Here is a 26623-nt window from a genome sequence, read left to right on the forward strand (position 1 = left end):
TGCCTGGAAGGCTGGTCTGACGGTTGATTACCAGATCGTCGACAACTTCTACGCCAAGGCTTCGGTTCAGTGGCTCGATCCGGAAGATGGCGACGACACCACGACGGGCTACTTCCGTCTGCAGCGTTCGTTCTAATCCACTTGGTGGATATGCTCCCGGTCTTCGGACCGGGAGCACTTAAATCAGTTTCTGATCCGAGTGACCTCCGATCAGCTACGGGGACGGGTCCGGTCTTCCCTGCCGGACCGTCCTTGCAGCGTTTTTGACGCACAGTCTTCAAGGCAGTCTTTCTGGATCGTCTTTTCAGGTGAGCCGAACAGGTACGTTTCGTATCGTATGTCGGCATTTTGTTAGCCTCGGCTATTGAGGCACCCCCGTTTTCAATTTTTCAAGCAAGCTGGATCGGCCGAGATATTGCCGTGCGGACGGCTGTCGATTGATTGACTTCGTCTGCATCGGCTAGCTTGCCGCAACGGGTCGTGAAAAGAAAATCTAATGCCGACAATGTGATTACAGCTTTTTGGGAGTGAGGATACAACCTTTGCTGGGGGCTGGCATTCATTCACACTCTCGGATAGCTTGTTCTTATGGACGATCTCAACGACTACTATTATTTCGCCGCTGTCGTCTCCAGCGGCGGTTTCGCTTCTGCAAGTCGCGATCTCAAAATACCACGTTCGAAACTCAGCAGGCGGGTCAGCCGTCTCGAGGATGGGCTTGGCGCAAGGCTTATAGAACGCTCGACGCGTCACTTCCGGGTGACAGAGATCGGTCAAGCTTTTTACGAAAGATGCCAGACCATCCTGCAGGAGGCCGACCGCGCCAAGTCGATCGTCACCGAGGCCCAATCCGATCCACAGGGCGTGGTGCGGATGGGGTGCCCGCTCGCTCTCGTCGACATCTCGGTCGGGGGCATCCTGCCTGAATTCTTGGAACGTTACCCGAAGATCAAGCTGCAGATCATCGGCTCCGACCGGCGCGCCGACCTCATCAACGAACGGATCGATCTCGAGGTGAGGGCGACCAACGAGCCGGAGACGCAGACGAGCCTGACGATGCGCAAGCTCGACCGGGCGCGACGTATCCTGGTCGCAAGTCCCTCGCTCGTCGAGCGTACCGGCAGTTTGAATTGCGTTGACGAGCTCGCCGACCTTCCGACGCTGGCAATGACGTCATGGGTGTCGTTCCACACCTGGGAACTGGTCGGTCCGAATGACGCCAAACAGGTGATTCGTCATCAGCCGCGGCTCACCTGCCGCAGCATGACCGCCATCCTCGACGCGGCCCGGGCCGGTCTCGGCTTCGGGCTTCTGCTCGAAAGCGCCTGCGAGGCCGATCTCCAGGCTGGCAAGCTGGTGCGGGTGCTGCCGGAATGGCAGTCGGAGGAGAGCCAGTTCTACATCGTTTTCACGACGGCCAAGGGCATGCCGCCGGCGGTGCGGGTGCTGATCGATTTCCTGGTCGAGAAATCCAGGCAGCATTGACGAAGAGGCTTCAGCCTGAAGCGCGTCGCAATCTTTCAGCCTTGCACTTTGGGGCTTTATTTTCCGTATGTCGTCATCGCAAAACACTGCACAGTTTGCGCGACATAGTTTGGGAGCCGATCGGCCTTATCTCAACCGTGCCAGCAGCTTTTCGCCGGCCAGCTCCCTGACGGCATCCTTGCCGATCCAGCGGGCAGTTTTATCAGGGCTTTCCGCCAGGGCCTTTGCGAGTGCCAGCGCCGGCGCATGGCAGGCCAGATTGCGCTTGCCGACATTGCGCAGCGCCCAATTCACCGCCTTGCGCACGAAGTTTCGGGGGTCGCCGGAATGAGCCTTGATCAGCGGCAGCCAGGCAAGAATGGTGGCGTCGGGCTCCTTTTTCCGGTGGACGGCACCGCCGGCAATCATGGCGAAGGCTGTGCGCCGGACGAATTCGCGCTCGTCGGCAGCGAATTCCCAGATGAGCTCGTCCAACCGGGCCTCGACGAAGAGATCGGCGGCGCAATCGACGATCTCCCAGGAGTTGAAATCATCGGCCCAATTTTGGGCTTCTTCCGTCGTCAACCGCTTCGGCTCGGCCGTGTAGAGGGCAAGTAGGCGGGCTTCGCGGATATCGCTTCGCCAGAGCTGCATTGCCCTGACGTGATCCTTCTTCGCCACTCTGGCGACCGCCTTGATATCGGGATTGGAGATACCGAGGGCGCGGCCGGTAACAATACCGAAGCGCGCCATGCCGGCGACATTCTCCTCCGAGCGCAGCGTTTCGAGATGCGCGATCAATTCGGCCGCATCGGAGGAGGGGCCGATCATTTTTCCAGGCGGGCGAGCAGCGAGGATGTGTCCCAACGATTGCCGCCCATCGCCTGCACGTCGCCGTAGAACTGGTCGACGACGGCGGTGACCGGCAGCTTGGCGCCGTTGCGGCGGGCTTCGGTGAGCACGATGCCGAGATCCTTGCGCATCCAGTCGACCGCGAAGCCGAAATCATACTTGCCTGCGTTCATGGTCTTGTGGCGGTTTTCCATCTGCCAGGAGCCGGCTGCCCCCTTGGAAATCACCTCGACCACCTTTTCGATATCGAGGCCGGCACGCTTGCCGAAATGCAGCGCCTCGGCAAGTCCCTGGACGAGGCCGGCGATGCAGATCTGGTTGACCATCTTGGTCAACTGGCCCGAGCCTGCCGGTCCCATCAAACCAACCATGCGGGCATAGGCGTCGATGACAGGTCTGGCGCGTTCGAAGACGGCCTCGTCGCCGCCGCACATGACGGTCAGGACGCCGTTTTCAGCGCCGGCCTGGCCGCCGGAGACGGGAGCGTCAATGAAATCGACAGCTTTTTCCTTCGCCGCGGCATAAAGTTCGCGGGCGACTTCAGCGCTGGCGGTGGTATTGTCGATCAGCACCGAACCGGGCTTCATGCCGTGCAAGGCGCCGTTTTCGCCCAATGTCACCGAGCGGAGATCTTCGTCATTGCCGACGCAGACGAAGACGAAATCGGCCCCAGTGGCGGCCTCGGCCGGGGTGGGGGCGGCGTGTCCTGAAAATTTCTCGGCCCAGGCGGCGGCCTTTGCCGGCGTGCGGTTATAGACGGTGACATCGTGGCCGCCTTTCGTCTTCAAATGCCCCGCCATTGGGAAACCCATGACGCCGAGACCGATGAACGCGACTTTTGCCATATGTCCTATCCTTTTCCTGAAGTGCAGGCCCGAGGATTAACCGAAACGGCGGGAGCAGAAAAGCCCATGAAGACGGACTTCCTTTCCGATAGACGCATATGAGGCTGGCTACCGTTCGGCCGAGCCCTAGATTGGAGGGAAGGCATTATGTTCCGGGGGTGACATGAGCGAAATTCCGACGATCAAGCCGCGGCGCAAAGGCCGCAACGGAATGCAGGCGATGCTTATTCCATCGCAGCAGATGGTCGCAGAACAGATTCGATCGGCACCGGAAGGTGTCCTCACCGAAGTCGGCGTTGTCCGCCGCCGTCTTGCCGGTCAATACGGGGCGGACGCCTGTTGTCCGGTGACCGTGCAGCGGCATTTGCGTGCGATMGCCGAGTTGTCCTTCGGCGCGCTGGAGAAGGGCGAGCCGGTTTCGACGGTTACGCCCTATTGGCGCATGGTCGATCCCACAAGCCTGCTTGCGAAGCGTCTTGCCGGCGGCCCCACCTTCATCTGCGAGCGGCTGGCCGCCGAAGGTCGGGAGTGAGCCGGGATAGTAGGCGGCATAGGGGCCGCGCGAAAAAATTCCGCTCAAGGGTGATTTCCGGGCCGCAAAATTTCAGCAAAGGCGGAATCTTGCAAATAAAATTGTCGATATAAATTATAGATTTCATCATCATGGCGTTCATCACTGACAGGGTCGACCAGCCGAAACGGGCCCGGCACCATCAAAAAAAGGGAAAGTCATGATTTCACGTCGACAAACGCTCGGGCTTTTCGCAGCCGCTGCGGCCACGGCAATCCTGCCGGCTGTCCGGCCGGCGCGCGCTGCCGCCAGCGAATTCCGTATCGGCTGGCAGAAGAACGGCGTGCTGGCGCTCGCCAAGCGTCGCAGCGCACTTGAAAAGCGGCTTGCCGATCACGGCATTACTGTCAGCTGGTCGGAATTCACCTCCGGCCCGCCGCTTCTCGAAGCGCTGGGCGCCGGCGCTCTCGATTTCGGTGCGACCGGCGATGTGCCGCCGCTCTTTGCCCAGGCGGCCGGCGGGCAGCTCTATTATGTCGGTCTCTACAAGGGCAGCCCGGCAGCCTCGGCTATCCTCGTGCGCAAGGATTCGTCCATCAAGACACTTGAAGACCTCAAGGGTAAAAAGGTCGCTTTCAAGCGCGGCTCCAGCGCGCATAATGTAACCGTCAAGGTTTTGCGCAAGGCGGGCCTGAAGCCCGAAGATGTCGAGCAGGTCGATCTTTCGCCGCCGGATGCCGCCGCCGCGTTCAAGAATGGCAGCATCGACGCCTGGTCGATCTGGGATCCTTATCTGGCGATTGCCGAAGCTGATCCGGAGACACGTATCCTGACGACCGCTGAAGGCATCGTTGATTCCTACAGCTTCTTCCTCGCCAATCGCGATTTCACCGATGCCAACGGGCAAGTGGTCGTCGACGTGATCAATGAGCTTGCCAAGGTCGGGAAGTCGGCACAGAGCAATCTCGACGAAACGGTCAAGGAGCTTTCCGAAATTACCGGCGTGCCGGCCGACGTGACGCGCGTGACATTGACGCGCAAGGGCGCCGATCTCGGCAGCGTCTCGACCATCACCGATGCCGCCGCTGCCTATCAGCAGGCACTCGCAGACGAATTCCATGGGCTCGGCATCCTGCCGAAGAAGCTCGTAACCGGCGATATCGTCTGGCGTCCCAAGGCGAGCTGACTTTCCGCCCGGTGCCAAGATTTCCGCGAGGCGGCATGGAGAGGTCCTCCATGCCGCTGAACCGGAAAAATATTCTCCAAAACGGATTACAATAGCAAATTGATATTGTCGATCTAATTACTGGTCTATGTCAGTATCCTCTCGATCGACAGGGACATTTCAGATGCTCACGCACAGACAGACAGCCGGCCTTCTTGCACCCTCCGCCACCACCACGATCCTCCCAAGCATCCGTGCGGCGGCGTTATGCGGGCAGACGGTTTGTGCGTCGTCACGTGCAGAGAGCCATCTCGACCGCGAATTCCGCAGCTAAAGGACCGTCTTCCATGACCACCACCTCCCATACAGCTATATCCGGGCCCATCAACTTTCTCTGGTTCATCCCGACATCGGGCGACGGCACCTATCTCGGCTCCTCCGAGCTCAACCGTGCGCCGGAGATCGGTTATCTCACGCAGATCGCCCAGGCCGTCGACCGGCTCGGCTATTCCGGCGTGCTGCTGCCGACCGGGGTTGCCTGCGAGGAATCCTTCGTGACGGCGGCAGCCCTTGCCGCCAAGACCGAGAAGCTGCAGTTCCTGGTGGCAATCCGCCCCGGCACGGCATCGCCTGCCTATTACGCGCGTCTTGCGACGACGCTCGACCGCATCTCCAACGGCCGGCTGCTGCTCAACATCGTCGTCGGCGGCAGCCCGGCGGAGCTTGCCGGCGACGGCATCCATCTCGAGCATGACGAGCGCTACGCCCATGCCGAGGAGTTCTTCACCGTCTTTGAGGAACTGCTGGAAAAGGGAACGGCAAGCTTCGACGGCAAATACATCAAGGCGACCAATGCGCGCCTCGGCTTTCCCTCGGTGCAGAACCCGCGCCCGCCGCTCTATTTCGGCGGTTCGTCGGATGCCGGCATCGATTTCTCCGTTGGCCGGGTCGACAAGTATCTGACCTGGGGCGAGCCGCCGGCACAGGTTGCCGAGAAGATCACCAAGGTGCGCAAGGCCGCCGGCGAACGCGGCCGCGAGGTGAGCTTCGGCATCCGCCTGCACTTCATCGTGCGCGAAACCGATGATGAGGCATGGGAGGCGGCCGAGCGGCTGATCCGCCATCTTGACGATGATACGATCCGCGAGGCGCAGGAGCGCTTCGTCCAGGAGTCCGACTCAGTCGGCCAGAAGCGCATGGCCGCCCTTCATGGCGGGCGCCGCGACAAGCTCGAAGTCTCGCCGAACCTCTGGGCCGGTGTCGGCCTGGTGCGCGCCGGTGCGGGCACGGCGCTTGTGGGATCGCCGAAGACGGTGGCTGCGCGCCTTCGCGAGTATCAGGAGATCGGCATCGATACGGTGATCGGCTCCGGCTATCCGCATCTCGAAGAGGCCTATCGCGTCGCCGAGCTGCTTTTCCCTGAGCTCGGCATTACCCGCGACCAGCAGCGCCTGGGTTTCAACAACGAGTTCGGCCGCAAGCAGGTCTTCGCAGGCGGCAGCCATGGCGGCAATCTGAAAGTCGTCTCCGGCTCCTGATCTCGAACGAAGACGCAGAGCGTGACACCGTCGCAAGCCGCTTACGGCTTGCGGCATCCTGCTCCCGATAAGCGCGAGGACAATGCATGTCGACTTTCGATACTCCGTTCGTACGGTCGGTCACTTCCGAAAAGGCCGGGAAGGCGAGGTTCCGCCTGCCGCTGCCCGGCCTGGAGAAGCTGACGCCCTATCTGGTGCCGGTGGCGATCGTGGCGTTCTGGCAGCTTGCCTCCTCGGCCGGCTGGATCTCGTCGCGCATCATGCCGTCGCCGGCCGATGTCGGCCTCGCCTTCTGGTCGACGACGGTTTCCGGCCAGTTGCCGAATGACGTGCTGGTGAGCGCCGGCCGCGCCTTTGCCGGCCTTCTCGTCGGCGGTTCGATCGGCTTCCTGCTCGGTATCGCCAATGGCGTGTCGCGTATTTCCGAGCAACTGACCGATACCACGCTGCAGATGCTGCGCACCATTCCGCACCTGGCAATGATCCCGCTCGTCATCCTGTGGTTCGGGATCGGCGAGGAATCGAAGCTGTTTCTCACCTCGCTCGGCGTGCTCTTCCCAGTCTATCTCAACACCTATCACGGCGTGCGCAATGTCGATCGCGATCTGATCGAGATGGGCAAGGTCTATGGCATGGGCAACTGGACGCTCTTCCGCAAGGTGATCTTTCCAGGCGCGCTGCCGTCGATCTTCGTCGGCCTCAGATATGCGCTCGGCATCATGTGGCTGACGCTGATCGTATCGGAATCGATCGCAGCATCCTCAGGCATCGGCCACATGGCCAACAATGCCCGCGAATTCATGATGACTGACGTCGTCGTGCTCGCCCTCGTCATCTATGCCGTGCTCGGCAAGCTTGCCGATGTCATCGCCCGGGTTCTGGAGAGGCGGCTGCTCGCCTGGAACCCGGTCTATCAGAAATAGGAGAGACGCCATGACCGTCGTCACCCATGAGCGTTTCCACGCCGTCGCCGAAGAACCAGTTTACGAGCGTGATACCGCGCCCGTGGCGGGAGCGGGCGCTGCCGCGATCAGCCTGACGGGGCTGGAAAAAAGCTTCGGCACCAACCGTGTCCTGCGCGGCATCAACCTGCATATCCCAGCCGGCCAGTTCGTCGCCGTGATCGGCAAGAGCGGCTGCGGCAAGAGCACGCTGCTGCGCATCCTGATGGGGCTCGACGAGCCGAGTGCCGGCGAGCTGCATTTCGAAAATGCCGACGGCTCGGAAGCGAGCCCCAATGCGCGCATCGTTTTCCAGGAGCCGCGGCTGCTGCCCTGGCTCAGCGTTGCCGACAATGTCGTGGTCGGGCTCGGCGACGGAATCGATAAGCACGCAGCGCTGAAGGCGGCGGATGCAGTGCTTTCGGAAGTTCAGCTTGGAGAAAAGGTCGGGGAATGGCCGGCGCGACTATCCGGCGGACAGCGGCAGCGTGTGGCGCTGGCGCGCGCTCTGGTCAGCCGGCCGGGTGTGCTGGCGCTCGACGAACCGCTCGGCGCGCTCGATGCGCTGACGCGGATCAGCATGCAGGAACTCATCAACCGTGTCTGGCGCGAACTCGGCTTCACCGCCGTGCTCGTCACACATGATGTCAGCGAGGCGGTGCATCTCGCCGACCGGGTCATCGTGCTCGACGAGGGGCGGATCGCACTCGATCTTCCCATTCCCTATCCGCATCCGCGCCGGCACGGCCATCCTGGCCTTGCCGAGCTGGAGGGCCGACTGCTTGCCGCGATCCTCGGTACAGACAGCGGCCATTGATCCCGGCGCTATTCGCGAAGCTGCATGACCTCGGCATAGGCGAGGCGTGCCGGTGCGAGCATGCATCACCAATGGCGATGATGTATAGCCGCTTGGGTATGAGAGAATCAGCCGTCTCTGCCGAGGTGCGCTGCGGCACGCGCCAAAATCAGCAACAATAGTTTCCCCTAGCTCGCCTTACGTCCGGCTTGACACACTCATACCTTCATGGCTATACGTAAATCCATAGCCAACGGGGTATGGATCGTAGATGTCGGACACCCAAGACGTGCTCTTCAGAACGCTCGCCGATCCGACCCGGAGGGCTCTTTTCGAACGGCTGTGCCGCGAAGGAGAGAAGACGGTCGGGGCTCTGACGGCTCGGGCCGGGGTCTCGCAACCAGTCGTCTCAAAACATCTCGGAATCCTGAAACAGGCCGGATTGGTGCGTGATCGTCACGAAGGTCGCCAGACGCATTACAGCGCGCAGCTCGGTGCGCTGGCGCCGCTGGTCGACTGGACAAGTGAGATGGCCGGCTTTTGGCAAAATCGGTTCGACCAGCTGGAAGATCTACTGAAAAGGATGGACCAATGACCGAAATATCGACTGAAACTCGTTCCGTCGTCGTCGAACGAGAGATCCCTTTTCCGCCGGAAAAGATCTGGCGGGCGCTCACCCAGCCACATCTGATCGCGGACTGGCTGATGAAGAACGACTTCGTGCCGGTCGTGGATCACCGTTTCAAGCTGAGCGCGGATTGGGGCTCCGTCGATTGCCAGGTCCTGGAAGTCGAACCGAACAAAACCCTGTCTTACACCTGGGCTGCCTATGATCTCGCGAGCGTCGTCACCTGGRCTCTCACGCCCACGAGCGCGGGCACGCAGCTGCGCATGGAGCAGTCGGGCTTTCGACCGGATCAGCGGCAGGCCTACGGGGGCGCCAGGAGCGGGTGGGAGCGGTTCTTTGCAAATCTCGAGCAGGTCCTGGCGCGGATAGAGTGAGGCCGCGGCCAAACGGATCACGCCATCCGCTTCGGCTTGTTTTCGCAGGAGGTTCCCTTGAATTGGAATAACTGGTTTCGGCAGATCCACCGTTGGCTGTCCATTGCCTTTACGCTGGCCGTCATAATTAATATCATCGCGATGGTGCGGGAGAAATCATCCGTCTGGGTGGGGCTCATGGCGCTGCTGCCGCTGACCTTGCTCCTGCTCACTGGTCTCTACTTGTTCGCGCTGCCATATGCCACCAAGTGGCGCGGCGCGGGACGCAGCGGAGGGTAGGAGTGAAGGCAATGTCCGGGAAGACATCCAAGACCGCAGCGAAGATCACGAAGAAGACAGCAGTCACGCCTGATACCGCGGAGCCGACCCTTCTCTCGGGCGGCAACCCTCAGATCGCCAAGGGTTACGGCGACGCTCCCGTGCAAGCCTACATCGCCGCCATGCCGGGCTGGAAAAGCGACATCGGGCATCGCCTCGATGCGCTCATCACGCGCATGGTGCCGGGGGTGTATAAGGCCGTGAAATGGAACTCGCCGCTCTATGGCATGGAAGGGCAGGGCTGGTTTCTCGGTGTCCATTGCTTCGCGAAATACATCAAACTTGCTTTCTTCCGTGGTACGTCGCTCAGTCCCATCCCGCCCGGCGAGTCCAAGCAAAAGGAAGTGCGTTACTTCAACATCCATGAGGAAGACCAACTCGACGAGGCTCAGCTCGCCGCCTGGGTGGAGCAAGCCAGCCGATTGCCTGGTGAACGAATGTAAGCGGATGCGTAGATTTAATGCGTTAGAGCGTCCTTTGTGCGTCTGAAAGGACGCACGGCGCTCTAGGTCATCAGCACTTAAGGGATGGAGGAGCGATATTGATGAAGAAAGCCACGGCAACCATGAAGAAGAGCGGCTCCAGCGAAGAGAAAGACGGAGACTCTCCTTCTCGTTTGATCGATGCGAGAATCGAGGAGTTGAGCGATTGGCGAGGCGAGACGCTCGCCCGGGTCCGAACTCTCATTAGGCAGGCCGAGCCCGACGTGGTCGAGGAATGGAAGTGGAGAGGCGTTCCGGTGTGGGAGCACGCCGGCATCATCTGCACCGGCGAGACCTACAAAAGCGTGGTGAAGCTGACCTTCGCCAAGGGCGCATCGCTGGAGGACCCTTCAGGCCTCTTCAACTCCAGCCTTGACGGCAATACCAGGCGCGCCATCGATTTCCATGAGGGCGATGAGATCAACGAGCAAGCATTGAAGGCGCTCGTTCGCGCCGCCGCCGCACTCAACACGTCAACGCGGGCTGCCGCTCGCCCCGCCGGCTCCCGAAAAAAACCAAGCAGCGCTTGAGGCTTGGCAATATCGCCTGAAACGCGTCGCATCGAACTTGATTTGGCGACATGTGTCAGTGGATCGGGCTTTCCTCGCGCTCGAGGAAGAGTTGCAGATTGTCGAGGCCGATTTCGGTGCCCTGGAGGCGGGCGCCGTTGTCAGCGTAGCCGTCGAGGAAGACCACCTGTTCGGTGAAGACCATTTTCGTGCCGCCGGGTTCGGCTTCAAAGGCGATGGTTGTGAGCGATGCGGAGATGCGGCTTTCCCCAAGCTTCATCTCATAGGCATAGATGATGCGGGCATCGGGCACGATATCGATGTAATGGGCGTCATAGGCGTGCAGGAGGCCGTCAGTATCGGCGACGTAGTTCCTTTCCTTGCCACCGGGGCGGAAATCGAGCCCGTAGTCCAGCGGCACCCATTCGCCGTGGCAGGCGAACCATTGGCGTTTGGCCTCTGGCGCCGACCAAGCGCGGAAGACGCGGGCGACGGGCGCCTTCAGGTGACGCTCGATGACGAGAGTGGCGTGTTCGGCGGATCGTGTCGTCATTCGGAAAATGTCTCCGGTTCATCAGCCAGAAATTGGTCGAGGCGGTCGAAGGTGGTGGTCCATTGGATCTTTCGCTGCTCCACCCAGCGCTCGACGGCGGCAAGCGCGTCCTTCTGCAGGCGGTAGGTGCGCACGCGACCGGCCTTTGCGGAAAGGACAAGACCGCTTTCCTCCAACACCTGCAGATGTTTCAGCACCGTCGGCAGGGCAACGGCAAGCGGCGCCGCCAGTTCGGTGACTGAGGCGGGGCCGCGACCGAGCCGGTCGATCATACCGCGGCGGCTGCGGTCGGAGAGCGCGTGGAACATGCGGTCGAGATCAGTCTGGCTCTCGATCATCCCGCCGCATCCCGAAAGCGCGCCGGCAGCCTTTCCTTATAGGGATAGAATTTGAAGTAGGGGCGGGCCTCTTCCAGCACCCGTCCAAAGGATGGCCGCGCGAGCAGCCGATCGTAATAGGCGCGAAGGTTCGGCTGCTCCTGGCTGAAGGGAATCAGCGTCTCGGCATAGAAGAGCGCTGGGGCTGCAGCGCAATCGGCCATGGTGAAGCCGTCGCCTGATATCCACGGCTTATCGGCGAGCTGCTTTTCGATCATTGAGTAAGCGGTGGCAAGCGTCGCCTTGGCGGCCTCAACCTCGCGTTCGTCGGCCGTGCCCTCTGGGCGCATGTGGTTGCTGACCAGCGTCTGCATAGGTGTCTGGACATAGAGATCGAAAAAGCGATCCCAGAGACGGACCTGCAGCGCCCGGTCGATCTCCAGCGGCAGCAGGCGGATAGGCCCCGGATAATATTGCTCGAGATATTCGATGATGATTGATGTTTCGGGAATGGTGCTGTCGCGCGCCTCGTCGCGCAGCAGCGGCATCTTGCCGATCGGCCAGAAGCGGAAAAGATCGGCGCGCGACTCCTCGCTGGAAAGATCGACGATGCGGTCCTCGAACGGGGTACCGTTCTCGTAAAGCGCGATCAGCACCTTGTGGCAGAAGGAGGCAAGCGGATGTCCATAGAGCACGAGCGACATATGGCGACCTTTCCTGTCGAATACTTTACCGTTCGACTAAGTATCAGGTTGCAGAGCATCGCGCAAGGGATAGTTCGCCGATCGTGCAAGTATCGGCCTCAGCCGATATGCCTGGCGATGACGAGATGGCCGGGAGTTGGCTCGCCGTCTTCCATGCGCACGTTGATATCCGATATCTCGACGAGTTCGAAACCGGTGGCCGTCAGGCGTTCTCTCACATAGGCGTCGGCATGGGCGAAGCGCTGGTGCGGGCCGACCATATAGGCGCGGCCGGCGAGTATTTCCTCGGGCAGGGTTTCCGAGGTGAAGATGAACAAGCCGCCCGGCGTCAGGTTCTCGGCGGCGCCGAAGAAAAGCGGTTCGAGCGCGCCGAGATAGGGCAGCACGTCGGTGGCGGCGATGATGTCGAAGGCCTCCTCGTCGTTGTCATCGAGGAAATCCTCGACCTCAGCGACGAAGAGCGTCTCGTAGAGATCCTTCTCATGGGCGATCTCGACCATCTTCTCCGATATGTCGATGCCGGTCATATCGGCGCAGAGGTCGCGTAGCGCGCCGCCGGTGAGGCCCGTGCCGCAGCCGAGATCGAGCAGCCGCTTGAACGGTCCGAGCTTCAGTTCCTGCAGGCGCTGGCGCACCAGCATCGGAACGTGATAGCCGAGCTGCTCGACGAGCACGTCCTCGAAAACCTCGGCATGCTGGTCGAACAAGGTCTCGACATAGGCGTCGGGCGCCTTGACCGGCGTTTCGCCGCGGCCCATCGCGGCGATGCGCACGGCCGCACCGCCGTGATCGTCGGGATCGATTGCCAGGACTTCCTGATAGGCTGCAACGGCCGCGTCGACATCGCCGGCCTTTTCCAGCGCCAGCGCGCGGTTATAGGCCTCGCCAAGGGCTTCTTCGTCGATCTTCTTTGCCATCGCAGTCCATCGTCCTTTTGTTTCAGGCATGCGTCTAAGGCGGCTTTGGATGTTTTGCAATGGCGCGCTTGCGGGCGCAGAATGGCCGAAAAGAAGACGAAGGGAGGAACGAGCCATGAAAATGGAGCAAGACAGGACTTTATCGGCAAGGGAAGGAGAGGGCGCGCGGCCATTGTTGCTGCCTAGGACACCAATCGAGGTCACCAATGCGCTCTGCCACTATTACCGTGGTGAACTCGGGCGGATGACGAGTTGGCGCGACCGCATCGACCGGACGTCCAATTGGGCGATCACGGTGGTCGCAGCACTCCTTTCGGTGTCGCTGTCGACGCCGACCTCGCATCACGGCGTGCTGCTGTTCGGGATGATGCTGGTGACGCTGCTTTTGATGATTGAGGCGCGGCGCTATCGCTTCTTCGATATCTACCGCGCCCGCGTTCGCCAGATCGAGCGCTGCTATTTCGCTGAGATTCTGGCGCCCGAGGCTGAGGCCGGCGGCGAATGGGCCGTAGTGGTTGCCAGCAGCCTGCGCAAACCACGCTTCCTGCTCAGCTATCAAGAGGCGATGCACCGCCGGCTCAAACGCAATTACGGCTGGATGTATTTCATCCTGTTGCTCGCCTGGTGTCTGAAGATCTCGACGCCGAAACTGCAGACGGAAGGCATGCCGGCGTTGCAGGCGCAGTCATGGACCTATGTCATCGACAATGCCGCACTCGGGCCGGTTCCCGGCCTTGCGGTGATCGCAATCGTCATCGCATTCTATCTCGGCATGCTCGGCTTCGCCCTTCGCCGGGATCGCGACGAAGGCGAATTCGGCCATGGCGAGGCGCATGTCTGATGCGGCCTACAGCGCCGCGCGTCTTTTGAGACGCGCAAAGGACGCTGTAGCACTTTGAGTTGCTGCATAATTTTATCCTTAAATCGATTCCGATTTAAGGAATTATGCAGTGGAGCATGATACGGCCTGAACCATTCGCCCTATTCGGCACCACACYCCAGCCGATCAGTGCAGGATGAACTCGCCCTTCAGTGCCCGCCACTCGGTTGCCGAGATCAGCCTGCGGTGGATGTAGCGCACCGAATGCAGCGGCCCGTCGAGCTTCTCTTCCCAAAATTTCAGGAAGCCGCGCATTTCGGGAAAATCGGGGGCGAGGTCGTAATCCTGCCAGACATAGGTCTGCAGGATCGCCGGGTGGTCCGGCAGGTGGTAGAGGATCTGGGCGGTCGTCAGACCATAGCCATTCAACTGTTTTTCCATGTCCTTGTGCATCGTATTCCGCTTCTTCTTGTTCCCACTCGCGCGCTTATTAGCGCTACATGATATGGAAACATGCGAGTGGTTAACGGAAGCTTTACAGATACTCCGTAAAAGGACAATTCATTTTTAATATCAACGGTTTGGCAGCATAACGCAGAGAGTGCTGCCAAACTGGCTTTTGTTAAATGCATGCCGTTATCCCAAAATCTCGACACAGTTTTGGGTGTCATGCATCAGCGCTTGAGATGCCGGGTCAGGCGGCGCTCGATCCAGGCCCAGAGATGGCGTAAGGCCTCGACGATGGTGAGATAGAAGATCGCTGCCCAGAGATAGGTCTGGTAGTCGAAAGTGCGGGAGAAAGCGTAGCGGGTTTCGCCCATCAGGTCGAGCACTGTGATGATGGCGACGACCGCCGAGCCCTTGATCAGCAGGATGATCTCGTTGCCATAAGGGCGAAGTGCGACGATGAGAGCCTGCGGCAGGATGATCTTGCGGAAGGCGATGTACTTGTGGATACCCAACGCATTCGCCGCCTCTTGCTGGCCATGCGGCACGCTTTCAATGGCGCCGCGCAGGATTTCCGCCTGATAGGCCGCGGTATTGATGGTCATGGCGAAGAGGCCGCAATACCAGGCATCGCGGAAGAACCACCAGATACCGACGGCCTCAAGCTGCGGCCGGAATATGCCGAGGCCGTAATAGACCAGGAACAGCTGGGCAAGCAGCGGCGTGCCGCGGAAGAAATAGATGTAGCCGTAGGCCAGCGCATTCAGCAGCCGGTTCTTTGACATGCGCGCCACGGCAAGCGGCAGCGACAGGATGGCGCCGCAGATGACGGAAATGAAAACGAGGCTCAGCGTGACCCCGAGGCCGTGGAGGTAACGCGGCCCGTAGCGGATGAATTTTTCCGGATCCCAGCCATTGATGACGGAAATGACGAGAAGTGCTGCGAGCACAGCCCAGATGGCCACGAGAATATAGCCGGCCATGCGCGCCGGCGTCATCGGCTTCATCACCGCGCGGGGTGCTGGCTGCGGCGGGATCAGCGTTTCGGCATAGCTCATCGACGGATCTCCGAACGCTTGGCCCAACGCTCGACATAGACGAGCAGAAAGGAGGAGAGGATGGCGAGCACCAGATAGAGGCAACAGGCCAGACCATAGAAAAAGAAGGGTTCTTTGGTCACTCGCACGGCGACGCTCGTCTGGCGTAGGATATCGGCAAGGCTGATGATCGAGACGTAGGAGGTGTCCTTCAGCAGCACCATCCACAGGTTCGTCAGGCCCGGCAGCGCGATGCGCACGAGCTGCGGCAGGATGATCAGGCGCAACGTGCGGCCGCTATGCAGCCCAAGCGCGTCGCCTGCCTCATATTGCCCCTTGGGAATGGCGCGGAAGGCCGAGAGCAGCACTTCCGAACAGTAGGCGGAGAAGACGACSGAAAGCGCGATGACGCCGGCGAGGAAGGCGTTGATCTCGATCGGCGGCCCGTCATAACCGACGAAGGTCAGCAGAGACTGGATCAGCATCTGCATGCCGTAGTAGATGATGAAGAGCGTCAGAAGCTCCGGCAAGCCGCGGAAGATCGTGGTGTAGATGCCGGCCGCCAGCCGCAGCGGCTTTTCCTCCGACTGCTGGCCGAGCGCCACCAGGAAGCCGATGGCGAGGCCGATCGGCAGGGTGACGATCGCCACCGAAATGGTGACCTGCAGGCCAAGCGCGATCTCGTCGCCCCAGCCGGTATCGCCGCAGGCAAGGATCGTCGACTGACCCCACCAAGTGAAGATGCCAACGGGTCCGCACAGCGGATCGAAAATGTGCACAATCCAGCTCCAAAAGGAGCCCAGCGCGGAAAATAATCCGCCCATGCGAGAATTCCCCTCACGGCTTTTGCCGTTTTGATCTTGTAATCTTTGTCAAACAAAAATGGCGGAAGAGCAAGCCTCCCGCCATTACCTTCATCGCCGGATAGCGAATTTCTTATTGGCCGTAAACGTCGAAGTCGAAGTACTTGTCCTGGATCTTCTTGTACTCACCGCTGGCGCGGATCGCAGCGATCGCCGTGTTCAGCTTCTCCCTGAGCGGATCGCCCTGGCGGATGGCAATACCTGCGCCGTTGCCGTTGATTTCCTTGTCGACCGGCAGGGTCGTCAGGATCTTGCAGCAGGCGCCGGCGTCGGACTTCACCCATTCGGAGAGAACGACGACGTCGTCGATGACGGCGTCGACACGGCCGCTCGCAACGTCGAGCTTGTATTCGTCAGCTGTGGGATAAAGCTTGAGTTCGGTGTCGGCGAGATGCTTCTCGGCATAGTTGGCGTGCGTCGTGGAGGTCTGCGCGCCGATCACCTTGCCCTTGAGGCCGGCGACATCGGTGATCGTCGAATCCTTCGGCACGGCAATGGCCGGCGGGGTGTTGTAGTATTTGTTTGAGAAGTCGACGAGCTTCAGACGCTCCGGCGTGATCGACATGGAGGAGACGATCATGTCGAACTTCTTGGCATTGAGCGCCGGGATGATGCCGTCCCAGTCGGTGCTGACGAAGGTACATTCGGCCTTCATTTCAGCGCACAGCGCCTTGGTGATGTCGATATCGAAGCCCTGGATCGTGCCGCTGGCATCGACGAATTCGAAGGGCGGATAGGTCGAATCGGTGCCGATCACATATTTCTCGCCATCGGCCATTGCCGAGCCGGCAAAAAGGGACATCGCCGCGATCGAGGCTGCCGCGAAAATACGGGTAGGATTAAGCATGAGGATCCTCTCTGTTGGTAGCCGCCGCTCCTTTTTCTCTTGGGCTGACGGCCGCAGTTCAACGGTCCCGAGACCGCCTTGCGGCGATAATCAGACTTTTTTTGATGGAATTGCAACACAAATCCCATCGCAATTGTGCGGTGCAAATAGTAGGCGAGATGAACGCGGGCAGACTGCAACATTCACGCGAGGTTAATCCGGACCTTCCTAGAACCGGAACAAATCGGCGGCTCGGCAATTGCCATTCCGCCGTTTCGCCTCAATGCGAAGCTAGGGGCGGAACCAGGGCCTTGCGGCCTCAAGAAGCTCAAACAGGATCGAGGAAACCCGATGGGCATGAAATCAAGATTGTTCGCGAGCGCGGCTTTTCCGTTGCTTTCTCTTTCGCTGGCTCTGCAGCCGGCAGCAGCGATGGCGGCCGTGCGCGACGTCACGACGCAGGCTTCGCCCGTGCGGCAGGCCGAGCAGGGCAGCTTCCAGGTTGCGCAGGATGCGCCTTCCGAAGAGGAGTTGCTGAAGAAGAAGCGCAAGCAGAAGGAGGAAGCCCCGGCCGAACAGGCGCCGGCCGCCGAGAAGCCGGCGCAGCAGGAAGCGCCCGCGGAAAAGCCGAAGGCTGAGCGGAAGGAAGCTCCGGCGCCCGAACCTAAGGCAGCGCCGGAACCGCCCAAGGCCGAAGCCGCGCCGAAACAGGAGCCTGCTCCGCAGCCTGAAAGCAAGCCCGAGCGGAAAGCCAAGTCGGAAGCCCAGCCCGAGGCAAAGCCGGAGGCCGAGCCGCAGCCGGAACAGCAGCAGCCGGTAACCCAGGAAAAGCCGAAAAAGCCTAAGAAGACTGAGGCACAGCAGGCCGAGCCCGAACAGCAGCCGGCAGCAAAGGAAGTTCAGCCGGAGGCAGAGCAGGCACAGCCCGAAGCCAAGCCGGAAGGCGGCAAGCGGGACAAAGGACAGGACAAGGCCCAGGGCCGGGATAAAGGCAAGGGCAAGGCCGAGAAAGAGGTCCAGCCTGCCGCTCCCGAAGCCGTGAAGCCGACTGCGGAATCGGCTAAACCCGAAGCCACGCCTGAGGCAAAACCCGCCGCCGAGGCGCCGGCCGAGAAAAAGCCGGCAAAGGGTGAGACTGCAGCACCAGCGGACAAAGCACCCACAGACAAAGCAACCGAAGGCAAGGCGACCGAAGGCAAGGCGACCGAGGACAAGGCGACCGAGGGCAAGGCGACCGAGGACAAGGCGGCGGCACCGGAAGCCGCACCCGCCGAAAAGCCCAAGGACGGCACCGCGGCAAAGCCCGCCGGTGAACAGCCCGCCGGTGAACAGCCGGCTGCGCCCGCGACTGACACTGCGCAGCCGCGGCCCGATGCCAGCGGCGGCCAGCAGGTGGAGCAGGCCATTCCGGCGCCGGAAAAGGTTTCGCCCGAGGAACTGGAGCGCCGCAAGAAGATCGCAGCCGATCCGGCCAAGAGCAACGAAACCGTCGTGCTGCCGGTCGAGAACGGTGCGGCGGTGCTCGACAGCGACAAGGATGCCGACCGCAGCAAGGGCCGGGAAGGCCGCCGCGATCGCGACAGGCAGCGCGCAGACAGCCAGGAGGTGAAGGTGCCGACCTCGGATGCCGATGCACAGGCTTTGAGCGGCGCCAAAGCGCCGGCGCCAGTCAAGCTCGAGGCGGTGACCCGTGAGAAGGGCAGGAAGCTCGACGAGCGGCCGCAATTCGTCCGTCCCGACGGCGCGCGCTTCGACGACCGTGGTGACGACAGCCGTGTGATCATCCAGTACGACAACAGGACGATCGTGCGCGGCGACGACGACAGGCGCTTCCTGCGCGACGGCGAACGGCCGAGCTACGAAGAGCTGTCCGGCGACCGCTACCGCGAGACGATCGCGCGACCGGAAGGCTATCGCATCGTCACGATCCGCAACCGCTACGGCGACATCATCCAGCGGTCGCGCGTTGATGCCCGCGGACGCGAGGACGTGCTCTATTATTCCCAGGACCTCTATGACGATCCGGACCGCGACTATTTCGAGGATCCGGGCGCCGACCTGCCGCCGATGCGGCTGCGCGTGCCGCTCAGCGACTACATCATCGATACCCGCAGCGACCCGAACCGGGACTATTACGAGTTCCTGAGCGAGCCGCCCGTCGAGCCGGTGGAGCGCGTCTATTCGCTGGATGAGGTGAAATATTCGGCCCGTATCCGCGACAAGGTGCGCCGCATCGACCTCGACACGATCACCTTCGCGACCGGCAGCGCCGAGATCCCGATGACCCAGGCGCGCACGTTGCGCAAGGTCGCCGACGCGATCAGCCAGGTGCTCGAGAAGGATCCGAGCGAAACCTTCCTGATCGAGGGTCATACGGATGCTGTTGGCTCAGACCAGAGCAACCTGATCCTCTCCGACCAGCGGGCCGAATCGGTCGCTAACGTGCTCTCCGACGTCTACGGCATTGCGCCGGAAAACCTTGCGACGCAGGGCTATGGCGAGAGCTACCTGAAGGTCAACACGGTAGGCCCGGAACAGGAAAACCGCCGCGTCACCATCCGCCGCGTCACGGCGCTGGTCCGCCCGGTCGCTGCCAACAGGTAATGATATTGCCCCTCCCCATTTCCGGGGAGGGGCATCTCGGTCTTGCTTCTTCTTTCAACGTGGCTTGAAAGGTGATTGAGCCGTACGGCTCGCTCCCTCTTCTCCCAGCGGGGAGGTGGCGGCAGGAGAGCGGATTGTCGTCGAACATCGGAGGCATTGCGACGCCCTTTAGCGCCTATGCCGCGCTGCCGACGCCCCTATCTTTGAATTCATACGGCGCAGATCGCGATGTCGGAATGTCCTCTTGGTGGATTGCCGTATAGTTCGCGGTGCTTTTAGCCCACCGTGTCTCCGGTACTTTTAAGGAAAAAGTGCATTTTCTGGGTATCAATTGGAACACTAATCCTGTCATCCGGGCCAACGCGCGATGACGCGTGGATCTGGGCAGTAAAGGCCGCTGACCCGACCTTGCCGATCGCCAGTGTGTATGGACCGAGGGGCTCGATATCGGCGACATGAAGGCTCACAGTTGAAACGTTGGAATCCCCAACCATAGTATGTTCCGGTCGGATCCCGAGAACCACTGACTGTCCCACTGCCGCCGAAAGGCGCTCGGCTCTTTGTGGGGGAACCGGAATGTTGACCCCACCCTCGGCTTGGAAGGCAATTCCACCGGCGTTTTGCACAAGTTGCCCCTCGATGAAGTTCATGCTTGGCGAACCGATGAAGGCAGCGACAAAGAGATTCTTCGGAGATTCATAAAGGGTGATCGGATCTGCGGCCTGTTCGATCCGCCCTTGATTCATAACCACGACCCGATCTGCCATCGTCATCGCCTCTACCTGATCATGTGTAACGTACACGATCGTGGTTTTGAGCCTGCGGTGTAAGAGCTTGATTTCTGTTCGCATTTCAATGCGCAGTTTAGCGTCGAGATTGGACAACGGTTCGTCGAACAGGAACACATCCGGCTGGCGAACAATCGCCCGGCCAATCGCCACGCGTTGGCGTTGGCCACCTGAGAGCGCGTTCGGCTTGCGTTTCAAATAGGCACCGAGATTGAGAATGCGCGCCGCATTTGCAACGGCGGCATCGATGTCCTGCTTCGGCGTTCCGCGCACCTTCATGCCGTAGCCGATGTTTTCGGCGACTGTCATATGCGGATAGAGCGCGTAATTCTGAAACACCATCGAGCAATTGCGCAGACCCGGGCGCAGCGCAGTAACGTCCCGCTCGCCGATACGGATTTCCCCTGATGTCGTCTGTTCCAGCCCCGCGATCATCCGCAGTGTGGTTGTCTTCCCGCAGCCGGAAGGTCCGACAAGRACCACGAATTCCTTGTCGGCAATTGCCAAATCGAGCGGAGGGATGACCTCAACGCTACCAAAGGATTTGGTGACCTGATCCAAACTCACCTGGGACATGCTGTAACCTTTTCATGAGAATTCCATCGCCTGGCCCAGCGCATCGGCCCAAAAATCGGAATCGATTTTCGGAAAGCACGATGCGAGGATTGAAAGAGTTAGAGCGTCCTTCGTCCGAAAGGACGCACGGCACTCTAAGCGGCGTTGGTTTGCTTCTTCTTTCAACGATGTCTGATCTCATCCCGGCACCGCCGGGATGAGATGTTGAGGATGGGCTTACTTCGCAGGCAGGCCCATCGACGAACGATAGGCTGCCAGTTGCTTGTCGCGGCCGAACTCCTCCGTCAGCTTGTTCCATCCGGCAGCCACGGTATCCAGCGCCTGCTGCGGCGTCACCTCTCCAGCCAATGCCTTGGAAAGCTCGATTTCGAGAATTTCCGTATAGGAGAAATAGCCCGGCAGGCGCATGTCGAGCGCCGTGTTCTTGGCGGTCACCGCGTCCTTCTGGCTTCCAAGATATTCCTTGGCCTCACGCTCGGAAAAGATCTTCGACCACAACGCCGTATTTGTCGTGTGCGAAAGACGGTAAGGATTGACGCCTGTGCCGCCGGTAATCGCCGCCTGACCGGAAACCGCCGGGCTCGTCAGGAACTGGATATAGTTCCAAGCGGCCTCCTGGTTCTTGGAGGACGACGGTACGGCTGCCTGCCAACCGCCGAAGGCCATGAAGGAAGTCTGGACGACCTCGGGCTGCTTGTCCCACTTCTTGGTCTTGTAGTTCCAGATCTCGTCGGAGCCCGGCAGCGATGCCGAACCGACATTGCCGGCGACCTTGGACTGCTTCGGGTCGGCGGCGATGACGCCGGTATCGCCCCAGCCGATCGATTCCGCGACCTGGCCACCGGCAAAGGCCGCGTTCACTTCGCCGAACGAGAAGTTCAGCGCATTTGGCGGCGCCAGTTTCGAAGCGCGAATATATTCCTCCAGGCCGCGTACCCAGCCCGGATTGTTGACCTGTGCATCCATCGTATCCGGATCGAAGAACATGCCGCCGGGATTGTCGGGATGGCTGGTGTATCCCGCCACGTGACTGAACAGGAACCAGAATTGCTGGCCACCACGGCGGAAGGCTTCCGCCGTGCCCCAAAGGCCCTTGTCCGGCTGCTGAAAGAATTCAGCGATGTCGAGATACTGCTTCCATGTCTTCGGTGGGGCCAGATCGTAGCCATACTTCGCCTTGAAGGCGCTCTGGTTTTCCGCGTTTTCAAACAGATCAATGCGGTAGGTATAGGTATGGGCGTCACCGTCCATGGTCTGCGACAGGACCTTGCCGTTCCAGACCATCAGTTGCTCGCGGTAAACCGGCGCGATGTCTTCCCAGTCGGCACCGGATTGCATCGCCTTGGGCATTTCCGAGAGAAAATCGGTGAAGTCCGGTGCCCAGGCGGGCGCAAAGGCGACCACGTCGAACGTGTCTTCGCCCGAGGTCAACGAGGTTACGATTTTCGGATAGAGTTCCGACCACGGAAATTCGACGACATTCACCTTGCCGCAGGTCTTTTCTTCCCAGCCCTTGGCCGCGAGTTGCAGCGCAGAGGCGATATAGGGGCCTGTCTGCGTCGTGGCGGTGAGCGTGACACCGGTGTAGTCCGGTTCGCACGCAAGCGCGGATGTGACGCCCGCCGCAGCAAGTAGTCCTGCGGCCGTTGAACTCAGTAGCAATCTTCTCATGTTTTCCTCCCCGGAATTGAACAATGACTAGGCTTGTCGAACGGTCACTTTATTGCTCCTAAAAGCAGGCCAGACCGCATCAGCCTGCTCAAAATGCCCGCCATGACGACCATGGGTATGATCGCGACCAGGGCGGCTGCCGATATCGACCACCACTCGTCGCCGCGCTGGCTGTTTTGCCCTGCGACGAGAATGGGAAGGGTCTGCCATTTGGAACTGGTCAGGAAGAGTGCGAACAGGAACTCGTTCCAGACGAAGGCGAGCGTGATCATGAATGTCGCGATCAGGCCCGGCTTGGACATTGGCAGGACGATACCGAAGAAAATTCTCCACGAGGGCACATTGTCGACCATCGCCGCCTCTTCGACTTCCACCGGCAGTGCCGCAAAGAAATCGCGCATCAGCCAGATCACGATCGGCAGCGAGAAGGCGACATAGGCGAAGGTGAGTCCTGTATAGGTGTCCACCAGCTTGAACCCCAACTTGCCCATTTCCGTGTACATCAGGAACAAGGCAAAGGCGGCGACGATCGGCGGAAACATGCGCTGGCTGACAAACCAGAAGACGATATCATCATTGCCGAGGAGCGGCCCTGGAAGTTTCATTCGGCTGGAGCCGATGGCGAGCGCAAGCGCTGCAACAAAGGCAAAGATCAGCGAAATAGCCTGCCCGTAGCCGAGCGCATGACGGCCGAGAAGATATCCGCCAAAGGCAACAACGACGAAAATCACGCCGGACAGCAGCTTGACCTCGAAGGTGAAGCGCACCAGCGCATAGGCTGCCATGGATCCGATGAAGGTGGCCAGCACCGATGCGGAAAGCCCGATGATCGTCGAGGCGATGAAGGTGTTGTAGAACTGGCCGCGCGCGCCCGACAGAAGCTCGCTCCAGGCTGTCAGCGTCGGGTCGAAGTCGACAAATGGAATATAGGTCGGCCCGCCGACGACGCCGAGCGGCGACTTGAACGAGGTGATCGCGACCCAGTAAAGCGGAAAGAAGGTGAAGGCCAGCCAGAGCAGGCAGCCTGCGAGCGCCCACCAGCGGCCGGATCCTTTGAGGTCACGTACACTCATTTGTGCTTCTCCAGGTAGGGCTTCAGGATGGCGAGATAGACGAGCCCGATCACGGTAATGACGATCAGGAATAGGAAGGACAGGGCGGATGTGTAGCCGAGGTTGAACTTCTTGAAGCCCTCCTGATACGCGAACAAGGTCAGCGTTTCGGTCGAAATGCCGGGCCCTCCACCTGTCATGACGAACACCGTGTCGATGATCTTGTAGCTCTCGATGAGGCGGATGAAGACCACCGCCACCGAAATCGGCAGCATCATCGGGAAAGTGATCCCCCAGAACTGCTGCCAGGGACTGGCATTTTCAAGCGCGGCAGCCTCGTAGACGTCCTCCGGCAGGGTTTGCAGCCCGGCAAGAAGCATCAGGATGACGAAGGGTGTCCACTGCCACACTTCGACGGAAATGATGGCGCCGATAGCCCATCTGGTCTGTGTCAGAAACGGCAGATTGGGAAAGCCGAAGGCGGTCATCAACTCATTGAGCGGCCCCATCGTGGGATTGAGGATCTGGCGGGCAATGAGTGCAACGGCAACGGGCGCCACCAGCATTGGCACCAGGAAGCTGACCCGGAACAAACCTTCGCCAGGCACCCGACGGCTGAGCGCCAGCGCCACGGAAAAACCGATGACATACTGCAGCGACACCGCAACAAAAGCGATGATCGTCGTCGTCCAGGTGACACTCCAGAAGCGCGGGTTCTGAAGCAATTCCGCATAGTTGCCGAAGCCGACGAAATGCGCGGGGATCGGCGGTACGAGCCGCAGGCTCATGAAGCTGGTGGTCAGCGAATAGATCAGCGGGAAGATCGAGATTACCAGCACGATCAGCAACGCCGGCCAGATGAAGAAGTGTTTGACCGGATCGTTGCGGGTCATAATGCGCCTCCTTTCCGCAGAAGCGCCTCGATTTCCTCGATATTCGGCATTGCAGGCGCGGTACCCCGCCGCGTCACCGCAATACCGGCGGTCGCGCAGCCGAAACGCACGGCCTCGACCGGACTAAAGCCCCGCGAGAGCGCTGCCGAGAAGCCACCGACAAATGCGTCGCCGGCGCCGGTGGTATCGATGACTGCTCCCGCCGAGACCGCCGGAACATGAACCGATTGCCCGGCCGTATGATAGAGCACACCGCGACCACCCAGTGTGATCAGCGCGGCTTTCACGCCTTTGGCAAGAAAGGCGTCGCCAGCCCGTCTGGCGTCGTCGAGCGTGTCGAGCGGAAAGCCGACGATGGCCGCTGCCTCGGTCTCGTTTGGCACGATATAGTCGCAGAGCGGATAGATCGTGTCCGGAAACGGCTCGGCCGGCGCTGGATTGAAAACAGTGGTAACGCCGGCCGCATGGGCGATTTCGAGGGCGCGCTGCGCCGCTTCGGCCGGTTGTTCGAGCTGGGTCACGAAAACAGCCGATTGCTCGATGGTTTCGCGTGCCGCCTCGACATCACCCACGCCGATGGTGCCTGCGGCGCCTGGATAGACGATGATCGCATTGTCGCCGTTACCGTCATTGACGTAGATGAAGGCAGCGCCGGTCGGCATATCGTCCATCTGCACAACCTTCGGCGTCACGCCTGCTTCCGAATAGGTCTTCAGCGCCATATCGCCGAAGGTGTCGCGGCCGATCTTCGAGATGAAGGAGACTGTTCCACCGGCGCGGGCAGCAGCGACAGCCTGGTTGGATCCCTTGCCGCCCGGGCCTACTGCAAAACCGGTCCCGGTGATGGTCTCGCCAACGTTGGGCATACGCTTGGCCAGATAGGCCGTGTCGGCGACGAAAATCCCGAGGATCGAAACACCCACCTTCATTTTGTTTCCCCTCATACGGTTTCCGGCGGAATCACGCCTTTGGTGAAGAGGAAGCAGCCGTAGAAGCGGTTTTCGCCCGTGGTGATGACGCAATAGGCCTTTTTGGCTTCCTCATAGAAGGCGAAACGCTCGATGCCATACATCGGCGCCGGTTTGCCCTCGGCGCCGTCGATAACGGCCTGGACTTCCTGCTGCACGGGAGGGATCTCGTCCGGCGCGCCCATGATTTCCATTCGTCCGGCAGACGGCTGCAACGGCGTATCCAGCGGCATTACCGAAAGAATAGCTTCGATGGCGCGGGCAGACGACACATTGTCTATGCGCAACAGCTTGCCGAGCACCGTTTGCCGGGCAATGGAATCCGAAGGAAAATTGGTATCGGAAACGACGACCGTGTCGCCATGCCCCATGGACCGGAGCGCGTGCAGCACATCCGCATTCAGAGCCGGATCGATATTCTTCAGCATGAGAATCCTCCCTTAGTTGCACCATTTCGCAGCACCTCGTGCCGCGAAACAGAGCCCAATAACCGCAAGTCCGTTACAACTCTGCGATTCCCTCAAATTCCGTTGTTCTTGCCTGCCGGTGCGGTTCTCCTCCCGCCCGGATGACCAGAGTTGGAGCCCTTATTCTCCGTAGGGGATCCAGATATTCTTCACATCCACAGCGCGGCGAAGGTATAGCGCGCCTTCGGCAGCGGCTCTGTCCATCCAGTCCGTCGCCTTGCCATTGTCCACGAAGGTTCGCTTGAGATTGCCCGAAGACAGCTTCTCCACCGTCGTCGAAAGTTCCGCCGAGCCGAAGGCCCACACCGCATCGACGTCATTGTGCGCGGCAAGGATCTTTGCCAGTTCGATAGCCGACCCGGTGACGATATTGACGACACCGGCAGGCACATCCGACGTTTCCAGAACGGAATAGAAATCCGTGGCCGAAAGCGGGAAGGCCTCACTCGGCACGGCGACGACACGATTACCGGTGGCAATCAACGGCGCAATCAGACTGATAAAGCCGAGCAGCGGCGCTTCCGGCGGGCAAATGACGCCAACGACGCCGATGGCTTCCGGCATGGCCAGGGCAACGCCGCGAAGCGGCGGCTGGTGAATGCCGCCTTCATATTTGTCCGCCCAGGCTGCGTAGGTGAAGAGACGGGAAATCGCGGCGTCGACCTCGGCGTTTGCATTGGCTGCGGAAGCTCCGGTC

The 26623-nt window shown here is 60.5% G+C and carries 31 protein-coding genes; 14 read left to right on the forward strand and 17 right to left on the reverse strand.

Annotation, left to right across the window (positions count from 1 at the left end; all coding sequences use genetic code 11):
* A partial coding sequence (locus AC1ECN_RS33505) for a porin (RefSeq protein ID WP_477955424.1) occupies positions 1 to 136 on the forward strand: 136 nt, incomplete at its 5' end.
* Positions 137 to 588: 452 nt separating this feature from the next.
* The gene (locus AC1ECN_RS33510) at positions 589 to 1485 is read left to right on the forward strand and encodes a LysR substrate-binding domain-containing protein (protein ID WP_018067940.1); all 897 of its coding nucleotides are present in this window, start codon (positions 589 to 591) and stop codon (positions 1483 to 1485) included.
* A gap of 126 nt (positions 1486 to 1611) precedes the next feature.
* Here AC1ECN_RS33510 and AC1ECN_RS33515 read toward each other — a convergent pair whose 3' ends face one another.
* The gene (locus AC1ECN_RS33515; protein ID WP_024321910.1) at positions 1612 to 2295 is read right to left on the reverse strand and encodes a DNA alkylation repair protein; all 684 of its coding nucleotides are present in this window, start codon (positions 2293 to 2295) and stop codon (positions 1612 to 1614) included.
* The gene (locus tag AC1ECN_RS33520) at positions 2292 to 3161 is read right to left on the reverse strand and encodes an NAD(P)-dependent oxidoreductase (RefSeq protein WP_075225734.1); all 870 of its coding nucleotides are present in this window, start codon (positions 3159 to 3161) and stop codon (positions 2292 to 2294) included. Before AC1ECN_RS33520 ends, AC1ECN_RS33515 begins: the two co-directional genes overlap by 4 nt.
* A 163-nt stretch (positions 3162 to 3324) precedes the next feature.
* Between AC1ECN_RS33520 and AC1ECN_RS33525 the strand changes: the two genes are divergently transcribed.
* From AC1ECN_RS33525 to AC1ECN_RS33570, 10 genes are all read left to right on the forward strand, one after another.
* Positions 3325 to 3693, forward strand: coding sequence for a hypothetical protein (locus tag AC1ECN_RS33525; protein ID WP_130672686.1), 369 nt, complete (start codon positions 3325 to 3327; stop codon positions 3691 to 3693).
* A gap of 199 nt (positions 3694 to 3892) precedes the next feature.
* Positions 3893 to 4858 carry an aliphatic sulfonate ABC transporter substrate-binding protein gene (locus tag AC1ECN_RS33530; protein ID WP_130661727.1) on the forward strand — a complete coding sequence of 322 codons (966 nt, stop codon included), beginning with the start codon at positions 3893 to 3895 and terminating at the stop codon, positions 4856 to 4858.
* A gap of 326 nt (positions 4859 to 5184) precedes the next feature.
* Positions 5185 to 6375: an FMNH2-dependent alkanesulfonate monooxygenase gene (gene ssuD / locus AC1ECN_RS33535; protein ID WP_018067947.1), complete on the forward strand. Its 1191-nt coding sequence runs from the start codon at positions 5185 to 5187 to the stop codon at positions 6373 to 6375.
* Between the two features lie 86 nt (positions 6376 to 6461).
* Entirely contained in the window at positions 6462 to 7298 is an 837-nt protein-coding gene (gene ssuC, locus AC1ECN_RS33540) for an aliphatic sulfonate ABC transporter permease SsuC (protein ID WP_130672685.1), read from the forward strand.
* A gap of 10 nt (positions 7299 to 7308) precedes the next feature.
* Positions 7309 to 8133 carry an ATP-binding cassette domain-containing protein gene (locus AC1ECN_RS33545; RefSeq protein WP_130672684.1) on the forward strand — a complete coding sequence of 275 codons (825 nt, stop codon included), beginning with the start codon at positions 7309 to 7311 and terminating at the stop codon, positions 8131 to 8133.
* A 250-nt stretch (positions 8134 to 8383) separates the two neighbouring features.
* Complete coding sequence (locus tag AC1ECN_RS33550; RefSeq protein ID WP_003540367.1) at positions 8384 to 8707, forward strand: ArsR/SmtB family transcription factor; 324 nt, start codon at positions 8384 to 8386, stop codon at positions 8705 to 8707.
* Positions 8704 to 9114: an SRPBCC family protein gene (locus tag AC1ECN_RS33555; protein WP_477955418.1), complete on the forward strand. Its 411-nt coding sequence runs from the start codon at positions 8704 to 8706 to the stop codon at positions 9112 to 9114. The genes AC1ECN_RS33550 and AC1ECN_RS33555 overlap by 4 nt, the downstream gene beginning before the upstream one ends.
* Before the next feature lie 57 nt (positions 9115 to 9171).
* Positions 9172 to 9393, forward strand: coding sequence for a hypothetical protein (locus AC1ECN_RS33560; RefSeq protein ID WP_026170587.1), 222 nt, complete (start codon positions 9172 to 9174; stop codon positions 9391 to 9393).
* Between the two features lie 11 nt (positions 9394 to 9404).
* Positions 9405 to 9875: a DUF1801 domain-containing protein gene (locus AC1ECN_RS33565; protein WP_130672683.1), complete on the forward strand. Its 471-nt coding sequence runs from the start codon at positions 9405 to 9407 to the stop codon at positions 9873 to 9875.
* A 101-nt stretch (positions 9876 to 9976) separates the two neighbouring features.
* The gene (locus AC1ECN_RS33570; protein ID WP_018068613.1) at positions 9977 to 10444 is read left to right on the forward strand and encodes a DUF1801 domain-containing protein; all 468 of its coding nucleotides are present in this window, start codon (positions 9977 to 9979) and stop codon (positions 10442 to 10444) included.
* A gap of 55 nt (positions 10445 to 10499) precedes the next feature.
* Here the strand turns inward: AC1ECN_RS33570 and AC1ECN_RS33575 are convergent, their stop codons facing one another.
* From AC1ECN_RS33575 to AC1ECN_RS33590, 4 genes are all read right to left on the reverse strand, one after another.
* The gene (locus AC1ECN_RS33575; protein WP_018068614.1) at positions 10500 to 10976 is read right to left on the reverse strand and encodes an SRPBCC family protein; all 477 of its coding nucleotides are present in this window, start codon (positions 10974 to 10976) and stop codon (positions 10500 to 10502) included.
* A complete protein-coding gene (locus AC1ECN_RS33580; RefSeq protein WP_018068615.1) occupies positions 10973 to 11314 on the reverse strand; it encodes an ArsR/SmtB family transcription factor in 342 nt (113 codons plus the stop codon). Before AC1ECN_RS33580 ends, AC1ECN_RS33575 begins: the two co-directional genes overlap by 4 nt.
* Entirely contained in the window at positions 11311 to 11997 is a 687-nt protein-coding gene (locus AC1ECN_RS33585; RefSeq protein ID WP_024321900.1) for a glutathione S-transferase family protein, read from the reverse strand. The genes AC1ECN_RS33580 and AC1ECN_RS33585 overlap by 4 nt, the downstream gene beginning before the upstream one ends.
* A gap of 98 nt (positions 11998 to 12095) precedes the next feature.
* Entirely contained in the window at positions 12096 to 12914 is an 819-nt protein-coding gene (locus AC1ECN_RS33590; protein WP_032995429.1) for a class I SAM-dependent DNA methyltransferase, read from the reverse strand.
* A gap of 115 nt (positions 12915 to 13029) precedes the next feature.
* Here AC1ECN_RS33590 and AC1ECN_RS33595 point away from each other — a divergent pair, with 115 nt between their 5' ends.
* Entirely contained in the window at positions 13030 to 13755 is a 726-nt protein-coding gene (locus AC1ECN_RS33595) for a DUF2270 domain-containing protein (protein ID WP_018068618.1), read from the forward strand.
* A 165-nt stretch (positions 13756 to 13920) separates the two neighbouring features.
* On the opposite strand, the gene AC1ECN_RS33600 is transcribed toward AC1ECN_RS33595, so the two are convergent.
* The 4 genes from AC1ECN_RS33600 to AC1ECN_RS33615 all read right to left on the reverse strand — a co-directional run bounded on the left by AC1ECN_RS33600 (position 13921) and on the right by AC1ECN_RS33615 (position 16928).
* Positions 13921 to 14187 carry an usg protein gene (locus AC1ECN_RS33600; RefSeq protein ID WP_018068619.1) on the reverse strand — a complete coding sequence of 89 codons (267 nt, stop codon included), beginning with the start codon at positions 14185 to 14187 and terminating at the stop codon, positions 13921 to 13923.
* A 221-nt stretch (positions 14188 to 14408) separates the two neighbouring features.
* Positions 14409 to 15239 (reverse strand): ABC transporter permease, encoded by an 831-nt coding sequence (locus AC1ECN_RS33605; protein WP_018068620.1) that lies wholly within the window; start codon positions 15237 to 15239, stop codon positions 14409 to 14411.
* The gene (locus tag AC1ECN_RS33610) at positions 15236 to 16042 is read right to left on the reverse strand and encodes an ABC transporter permease (protein WP_018068621.1); all 807 of its coding nucleotides are present in this window, start codon (positions 16040 to 16042) and stop codon (positions 15236 to 15238) included. The genes AC1ECN_RS33605 and AC1ECN_RS33610 overlap by 4 nt, the downstream gene beginning before the upstream one ends.
* 112 nt (positions 16043 to 16154) lie before the next feature.
* Complete coding sequence (locus tag AC1ECN_RS33615) at positions 16155 to 16928, reverse strand: transporter substrate-binding domain-containing protein (protein ID WP_018480745.1); 774 nt, start codon at positions 16926 to 16928, stop codon at positions 16155 to 16157.
* A 330-nt stretch (positions 16929 to 17258) separates the two neighbouring features.
* Between AC1ECN_RS33615 and AC1ECN_RS33620 the strand changes: the two genes are divergently transcribed.
* Positions 17259 to 19511: an OmpA family protein gene (locus AC1ECN_RS33620; protein WP_130672682.1), complete on the forward strand. Its 2253-nt coding sequence runs from the start codon at positions 17259 to 17261 to the stop codon at positions 19509 to 19511.
* Positions 19512 to 19786: 275 nt separating this feature from the next.
* Here AC1ECN_RS33620 and AC1ECN_RS33625 read toward each other — a convergent pair whose 3' ends face one another.
* The 7 genes from AC1ECN_RS33625 to AC1ECN_RS33655 form a co-directional block, all read right to left on the reverse strand.
* Positions 19787 to 20875 (reverse strand): ABC transporter ATP-binding protein, encoded by a 1089-nt coding sequence (locus tag AC1ECN_RS33625; RefSeq protein WP_018068624.1) that lies wholly within the window; start codon positions 20873 to 20875, stop codon positions 19787 to 19789.
* A gap of 216 nt (positions 20876 to 21091) precedes the next feature.
* A complete protein-coding gene (locus AC1ECN_RS33630; protein WP_018068625.1) occupies positions 21092 to 22546 on the reverse strand; it encodes an extracellular solute-binding protein in 1455 nt (484 codons plus the stop codon).
* 44 nt (positions 22547 to 22590) lie between these two features.
* Positions 22591 to 23619 (reverse strand): carbohydrate ABC transporter permease, encoded by a 1029-nt coding sequence (locus AC1ECN_RS33635; protein ID WP_130672681.1) that lies wholly within the window; start codon positions 23617 to 23619, stop codon positions 22591 to 22593.
* Positions 23616 to 24491: a carbohydrate ABC transporter permease gene (locus AC1ECN_RS33640; protein ID WP_003560016.1), complete on the reverse strand. Its 876-nt coding sequence runs from the start codon at positions 24489 to 24491 to the stop codon at positions 23616 to 23618. The genes AC1ECN_RS33635 and AC1ECN_RS33640 overlap by 4 nt, the downstream gene beginning before the upstream one ends.
* Positions 24488 to 25420, reverse strand: coding sequence for a ribokinase (rbsK, locus tag AC1ECN_RS33645; RefSeq protein WP_024321896.1), 933 nt, complete (start codon positions 25418 to 25420; stop codon positions 24488 to 24490). Before rbsK ends, AC1ECN_RS33640 begins: the two co-directional genes overlap by 4 nt.
* An 11-nt stretch (positions 25421 to 25431) precedes the next feature.
* Positions 25432 to 25887, reverse strand: coding sequence for an RbsD/FucU family protein (locus AC1ECN_RS33650; protein WP_018068628.1), 456 nt, complete (start codon positions 25885 to 25887; stop codon positions 25432 to 25434).
* Between the two features lie 159 nt (positions 25888 to 26046).
* Positions 26047 to 26623: aldehyde dehydrogenase family protein (locus AC1ECN_RS33655; protein ID WP_477955423.1), on the reverse strand; the 577-nt coding region annotated here is incomplete at its 5' end.

The sequence above is a fragment of the Rhizobium sp. 01N447_2 genome (genome assembly GCF_056399245.1).